Source organism: Candidatus Palauibacter australiensis (genome assembly GCA_026705295.1).
GTDB classification, from domain to species: domain Bacteria; phylum Gemmatimonadota; class Gemmatimonadetes; order Palauibacterales; family Palauibacteraceae; genus Palauibacter; species Palauibacter australiensis.
The window spans coordinates 75,239-81,383 of record JAPPBA010000039.1; the positions used below are offsets into that span (position 1 = coordinate 75,239).

Consider the following 6,145-nt stretch of genomic DNA (forward strand, 5'->3'; position numbering starts at 1 on the left):
CCGGATGATCGAAGAACTGCAGCGAAAGATCGGGGACGAAGCGGAGACGCTCCTCCACGAGCTGAACGTCATCCTTCCGAAAGAGATCGAGAAGGCTGTCGCCCAGGGCGATTTGCGGGAGAACTCCGAGTACACCGCCGCCCTGGAGCGGCAGGGCTTCGTGCGCGCACGGCTCGACTATCTGGCACGCCGAATGTCGCAGCTCGGGGAGCTCGATATCGAGAATATCCCGACGGACCGGGTCGGGTTCGGCTCGAGAGTCGCGGTGCGCGACCTGGAGGACGACGAGATCGAGTCCTTCAACCTCACGATCGGTGACGACGTCGACATCGAAACCAACGACATCTCGATGGAATCGCCCATCGGCCGGGCGCTCCTCGGGCGAAGGAAGGGCGAACTCGTGAGCGTGAGGCTCCCCGCCGGCGCGCGCGAGTTCGAGGTCATCGATTTCGAGACGCTCCACGACCTTTAGCCAGCGGATCGCAGGCTTGCCGGCCGGCGCTAGAAGACCCGGATCGGCGGGATGAACTTGCCGGGGTTGGCCCGCACCTCGACGAGGAACGCGTTCAGGTCCACGACGACCTTGAGAAGCTCTTCGTACAGCGTCTCATCGCCGATGAGCTGCCCGACCGCCCCTTCGCCGACCTCGATCCGACCCAGGATGGAATTGGCCCGGGCCGCGGATGAGGCGACCGCGCGATACAGGGAGTCCGACGCCAACAGACGCCCGAGCGTCCCTTCGCCGGCTGCAAGCGCCGCCGTCACCGTGTCGAAGCGGGCGCTGGAGGAGACGAGACGATCGTACAACTCCGGATCCTCGAGCAGGCGGGCCAGAGAGCCCTCCCCGTCCGCGATCGGCCCCAGTACGGCCGCGAGGTTGTCGTTGAGGTCGACGAGGCCGTCGTAGAGCGCTTCGTCAACGAGCAGGCGCCCAAGCGAACCCTCGCCGCTCGAAACGCGGGCCAGCGTGGCGGAAAGGTCGTTCGACAGCTGTGTGAGACCGAGGACGGCGTCCGCCGCTTGGCCGAGGAGTTCGTCGTAGCTCAGCGCCGGCGCCGTGCCGATGGTGTCTCCCGGAACGAGGGTTGCCGAATCGGGCGATCCCGGTTCGATGTCGATGAGCCGGTCGCCGAGCAATCCCTGTGTCCTCACGCGGGCTCGCGAACCGCGCCGGATCTGCTCACGGACGTCCACGTTGACCCCGAGCCAGACCGCGACCGCCGCTTCCGAGTCACCGCGCTCCTCCGGTGCGATGAACTCCACCCGCTCGACCTGGCCGACACCCCGCCCGGCCACCTGGACGGGGGCCCCGGGGCGGAGCCCCGAAGCGGATTCCATCAGCGCGACAAGCTGGTAGCGCTCGCCGAACACATCGCCGATCCGGCCCACGAGCAGCACGCATAGCGCGAGAAGGACGAGAGAGACGATGAGGACGAACCCCACGCGCATCTGGTCCCATGTGATCGGTTCCGATCGTCGCATCGTCGCCCTCTGCTCCCTCTGACCCCTGTCTGACTGGCTTAGCCGCCCGCGCGGCTAGCCGCGGAAGGCCCGAACATAACGGTCTTCCGTGGCGTGCATCTCCTCCGGAGTTCCGCTGAAGATAATCTTCCCGTCCTTCAGGAGCGCGGTTTCGGTCGCGATTCTCGCTGCGGACCGCACATCGTGGGTCACGACGACCACGCAGACATGAAGTTCCCGCCGCAGCTTCAGGATCAGTTCATCGATCCTCCGCGTCGTGATCGGGTCGAGCCCGCTCGTCGGTTCGTCGAAGAGGAGGATGGGGGGACGGTGCACGATCGCCCGCGCGATGGCGACGCGTTTGCGCATGCCTCCGGACAGCGCGGACGGGAGCAGAGGGAGAACCATCGCCGGGTCGAGGTCCACGAAGGACAGCACCTCCTCGACGCGGTCCCGGACTTCACCATCTCCCAGCCCGGTATGCTCGTAGAGCGGAAAGGCCACGTTGTCGAACACGTTCAGCGAATCGAAGAGCGCCGATCCCTGGAACACCATCCCCATCCGTTCCCGCAGGGCCAGCGCTTCCGGCCGCGAAACCGCGCTGATGTCGCGTCCCTCGATGAGCACCTCGCCCCGGTCGGGGAGGAGGAGCCGGAGCATGAGGCGCAGGATCGTCGACTTCCCGACTCCCGACCCGCCGAGGATGCAGAGCGTCCCGCCCCGCGCCACGCCCAGCGAGACGCCGCGCAGCACCTCGTGATCACCGAACGAGAGCCACACGTCCCGGAGTTCGACGATTTCGGGCTCCCCGGGCCCGCCTCCGTGGGTTTCCAGCTCGCGGCGAATCTCGTCGCGCAACTCCGCCTCGAAGGCCTCGCTGCCCGGCTCCGGCGTACCGGGGGGGGTGCGGTCGCTCATGTCGGATCCTCGCTCACCATTGGAACATGGTGAGCAGGATCTGGGTGAGGAAGTAATCCACCGCGAGTATGAGGATGGATGAGGTCACCACGGCCCGCGTCGTCGCGCGTCCGACGCCTTCCGTGCCGCCCTCCGCCCGAAGCCCGTGGAAGCAGCTCGTAAGCGCGATGATCCCGCCGAACGCGAAGGGCTTCACCAGCCCCTGAATCAGGTCGATGGGGACGATCGTGAGCACGAAGCCGGTCTGGGCGAGCGTTTCCCACACGGAGTTGATGTACAGTTGGGCCGTGAAGTCCAGCGTCAGCACCGCGATGAGGAGCCCGCCCAGGATGGCGATGGCATTGCCGATGATCGTGACCACGGGGAGCATCACGAGCGCGGCCAGGAAACGCGGCACGACGAGTTTCCGGATCGGGTCCACGCCCATCGTGCGGAGCGCGTCGACCTGCTCCGTGACCCGCATCGCGCCCAGGGCCGCCGCCATGCCCGCCCCCGCCCGCCCGGTGACGATGAGCGCCGTGAGGACGGGGCCGAGTTCGCGGATCGTGCTGGCCCCCACCAGGCGGCCGATGTAGACGGTCGCCCCGAAGCGTTCCATCTCCACGGCGGCCTGCAGGGCGAGCACCATCCCCGTGAAGAGGCCCGTCAGCATGACGATGAAGATCGAGGCGACGCCGATCGTATCCATCTGCTGCACGAGGTCGACGCGATAAAAGGGCCGGCTCAAGCAGGCCCTCGTCACCCGCACGAGAAGCCTGAAATAGGCCTCGACCGCGAAGGCCATGCGGAGTACGGCATCGCGGGCGAGTCTTGCAGCGGAACGGCGGGCGGAGCCGTCGGGCACGATCTTGGCGCTCTCCGGGGGATCGAAGTATCTTCGCCCGACCGCCAGCACGCGTTCGAACGCAACGACGCGCCTCCAGCGATGAGGCGTACGGGCGAGGTTACCGGCTCCCACCGATCCGATGCAAGGCAACGGCGACTGTGCCGCGTCATGCCCGGTGGCGACGACCGATCGCCCGCCCCCGAAAGGAGCCTCGAGCATGCAGACCGGACCTGTCCACACCGACCACGCGCCCGCCGCCGTCGGCCCCTACTCTCAGGGATACTGGGCCGGCGAGCTGTTTTACTCCGCAGGGCAGGTGGGGCTGGTCCCGTCCACCGGCCAACTGGTCGGCCCCGATGTCGTCTCCCAGGCAGAGCGCGTGATGACGAACCTCGCGGCCGTGCTGGACGAGGCGGGGCTCGCCTTCGGCGATGTCGTAAAGACGACGATCTTTCTCGCGGACATGGGCGATTTCGGCGCCGTGAACGAGGTCTACGCCCGGCACTTCGAGCCTCCGTATCCCGCGCGCTCGACGGTCGCCGTGGGCGCGCTGCCCCTGGGGGCCCGGGTCGAGATTGAGGTGATCGGGCGGGCGCGGCCGGCGTGAGGTCGGCCGGATCGGAACCGACGAACAAAGCGGATGACCGGGAGCGGATGGTGACTGGTGTCGCCTGCGGTCTTCAAAACCGTTACGGGGCGTTCGCGCGTCCCGGGTGGGTTCGATTCCCACACGTTCCCGCCACCGTCGTGCTCGCGGCCGCGCTTCTGGCCGGCCAGGCCCTGGACCCCTCGCCGTTGTGCGCACAGGATCCTCCGCCTCCCGCGGCGGTCCCCGACTCGGTCACCGCCGAGACGAGCCCCGTCGCCGATACGACGGGTCGGCGCCCGCCGGTCTCCCCCCTTGGGGCCTTCGGGCGCTCCCTGATCCTTCCGGGCTGGGGTCAACTGGAGGTCGGGCGCCCGGCCCGCGGCGCCTTCTACTTCGCGGCGGAGTCCGTCTTCCTGTTCATGGTCTTCAAGTCGGACGCGCGGCTCTCCGCGGCGAAGGAGGAGCTGCCGCCGAACGAAGAGCGCATCTCCAACCGCTCGGGGCAGCGGGAAAATTGGATCGTCCTCGCCGGATTCTTCGCCTTTCTGAGCGGTCTCGACGCCTGGGTGTCCACGCAGTTCTGGGACTTCGAGCCCTCGATCGGCCCGCCCGCCGATGGATCCGTCGGGATCGCCCTCGGCTTCAAGGTCGATTTCCCCTAGCAGTCCGTGGCAAAACCCTGCGTCAGCGCCGAGAGCGGCGAGGCGCTCGCCTGACAAGGCGCGACGAGGGAGCATAGTAAGACTATGTGACCGAGGAGCAACGCAGCGCGCAGCGTTTCAGGCGAGATGCATTCGCTGCTCGAACGCAGCAGGGGTTTTGCCACGGGCTGCCGGGGGACCGACGGTGGTCCCGCCGTCGGAACTCAGCTAGCCGGGTCTCCGGTACGACTCCAGGCGGATCTCGTGCGGCGTCACGACGGCGAAGCTGTTGTGATGGAGCCAGTCCCCCGAGTTGAGATAGAACCTCCCCGGCGCCAGTTCGGTGACCTCCGGTCGGTGCGAGTGTCCGAACACGACGAGGTCCACATCCTCGTGGGCGGCCAGCACCTCGACCGCGTGCTGCGCGAGGAGCGACGCCCGGGGCGATTCGTGCCGTGCCCCTCCCGCCTGGGCCCGCCGCGTCCCGCTCGCGAGCCGCGCGAGGGGGAGCCCGAGATCGGGGTGGACCCACCGGAAGAGCCCGCGCCCCACCGGACTGCGGGCGGCCCGGCGCAGCACCCGGTAGCCCCGGTCCGCGGGGCCGAGTCCATCGCCGTGCGCGATGTACGCCCGCCGCCCCGCGATGCGTCGTCGCGCCGGCTCTTCGAGGATTTCGACTCCGACTTCGTCGCGGAGGAAACTCCCCCCCCACGCGTCGTGGTTCCCGCCCATGAACAGGATCGGCATGCCGCCTTCCACGAGCCTCCGCAGGCGAGCCAGCACGTCGAGCTGACCGCGCGGGATCACCTGGCGGTATTCGAACCAGAAGTCGAACAGGTCGCCGTTGATGAGGAGCTCCTCGCCCCAGCGGTCCGCCTCCTCGAGGAAGGCGAGAAACGCGCGGGCGTTCTCCTCGGCGACGGCCCCGAGGTGGATGTCGGACACGACGACGGTGCGTTCGGGCATGGGGCCGAAGCTCGGCGCGCCGGGCGCGGCGCGTCAAACGCCCGGCGGCAGACGGCCGCACACCCGTGACCGGTGAAAATTCGACACCCGGTGCGTCGCGGGAGCATATTGCGAACATGGAAGGCGCGAACGGAGCCGGAACGACGGAAGTGCGCGTACGTTACGCCGAGACCGATCAGATGGGGCGTGCGCACCACCGCCACTACCTCGTGTGGTGCGAACTCGGGCGTACGACGCTCATGCGCGAGCGCGGCGTGTCGTACGCGGAACTCGAGCGCGGAGGCCTCTGGCTCCCCGTTTCCCGGGTCGAAGTCGAATACCGGATCCCGGTCGAGTACGACGAACTCATCCGGATTCACACCCGCGTGGAACGCGTCCGGAGTCGCGAAGTCGTGTTCGCATACCGGATCGCGCGCGCCTCCGACGACGCGACGCTCGCCCGCGCCCGCACCGCCCTCGTGTGTACCGATGCGCGGGGCCGTCCGCACCGGTTTCCGGAGGCCGTGAAGCGGCAACTGGAGACCCTTCCGGCCGTCGCCGCCCCGCCCGCCGCCACATGAACCGCGCGCCGGCGCGTCGCGCCCTCCGGCCCCTTCTTGTCCTGTCGCTCCTCGTCCTGTCGCTCACTGCCTGCGGCGGCGGGCTCGAGCGCGGGTCCCCGATGCCCGATGCGGAGGAGGTCGCGCGGCGGGCGCGCGCGACCTCGGGCACGGAGGAGCCAATGCACGTCGTCTTCAGGTGGGA

At 68.6% G+C, this 6,145-nt stretch carries 9 protein-coding genes and 1 tRNA gene; 6 read left to right on the forward strand and 4 right to left on the reverse strand.

Annotation, left to right across the window (positions count from 1 at the left end; translation table 11 throughout):
* The first annotated feature begins 4 nt into the window (after positions 1-4).
* The gene (locus OXN85_02890; protein MCY3598907.1) at positions 5-472 is read left to right on the forward strand and encodes a GreA/GreB family elongation factor; all 468 of its coding nucleotides are present in this window, start codon (positions 5-7) and stop codon (positions 470-472) included.
* Positions 473-501: 29 nt separating this feature from the next.
* Here the strand turns inward: OXN85_02890 and OXN85_02895 are convergent, their stop codons facing one another.
* From OXN85_02895 to OXN85_02905, 3 genes are read right to left on the reverse strand one after another with little or no spacing between them, the layout of a single operon-like run.
* Positions 502-1,482, reverse strand: coding sequence for an MlaD family protein (locus tag OXN85_02895; protein ID MCY3598908.1), 981 nt, complete (start codon positions 1,480-1,482; stop codon positions 502-504).
* Positions 1,483-1,536: 54 nt separating this feature from the next.
* Positions 1,537-2,379: an ATP-binding cassette domain-containing protein gene (locus OXN85_02900; GenBank protein ID MCY3598909.1), complete on the reverse strand. Its 843-nt coding sequence runs from the start codon at positions 2,377-2,379 to the stop codon at positions 1,537-1,539.
* Positions 2,380-2,392: 13 nt separating this feature from the next.
* On the reverse strand, positions 2,393-3,223 hold the full coding sequence (locus OXN85_02905) for an ABC transporter permease (protein ID MCY3598910.1): 831 nt from the start codon (positions 3,221-3,223) through the stop codon (positions 2,393-2,395).
* 199 nt (positions 3,224-3,422) lie between these two features.
* On the opposite strand from OXN85_02905, the gene OXN85_02910 reads away from it, so the two are divergent.
* From OXN85_02910 to OXN85_02920, 3 genes are all read left to right on the forward strand, one after another.
* Positions 3,423-3,812, forward strand: coding sequence for a RidA family protein (locus tag OXN85_02910; GenBank protein ID MCY3598911.1), 390 nt, complete (start codon positions 3,423-3,425; stop codon positions 3,810-3,812).
* 39 nt (positions 3,813-3,851) lie between these two features.
* Positions 3,852-3,947: transfer RNA gene (locus OXN85_02915), tRNA-Sec, on the forward strand.
* Between the two features lie 5 nt (positions 3,948-3,952).
* On the forward strand, positions 3,953-4,456 hold the full coding sequence (locus tag OXN85_02920; GenBank protein ID MCY3598912.1) for a hypothetical protein: 504 nt from the start codon (positions 3,953-3,955) through the stop codon (positions 4,454-4,456).
* A gap of 207 nt (positions 4,457-4,663) precedes the next feature.
* On the opposite strand, the gene OXN85_02925 is transcribed toward OXN85_02920, so the two are convergent.
* A complete protein-coding gene (locus OXN85_02925) occupies positions 4,664-5,401 on the reverse strand; it encodes a UDP-2,3-diacylglucosamine diphosphatase (GenBank protein ID MCY3598913.1) in 738 nt (245 codons plus the stop codon).
* Positions 5,402-5,517: 116 nt separating this feature from the next.
* Between OXN85_02925 and OXN85_02930 the strand changes: the two genes are divergently transcribed.
* Both OXN85_02930 and OXN85_02935 read left to right on the forward strand, forming a co-directional pair.
* Positions 5,518-5,961: a thioesterase family protein gene (locus tag OXN85_02930; protein MCY3598914.1), complete on the forward strand. Its 444-nt coding sequence runs from the start codon at positions 5,518-5,520 to the stop codon at positions 5,959-5,961.
* The coding region (locus OXN85_02935) for a hypothetical protein (GenBank protein MCY3598915.1) at positions 5,958-6,145 on the forward strand (188 nt) is incomplete at its 3' end. The genes OXN85_02930 and OXN85_02935, both read left to right, overlap by 4 nt.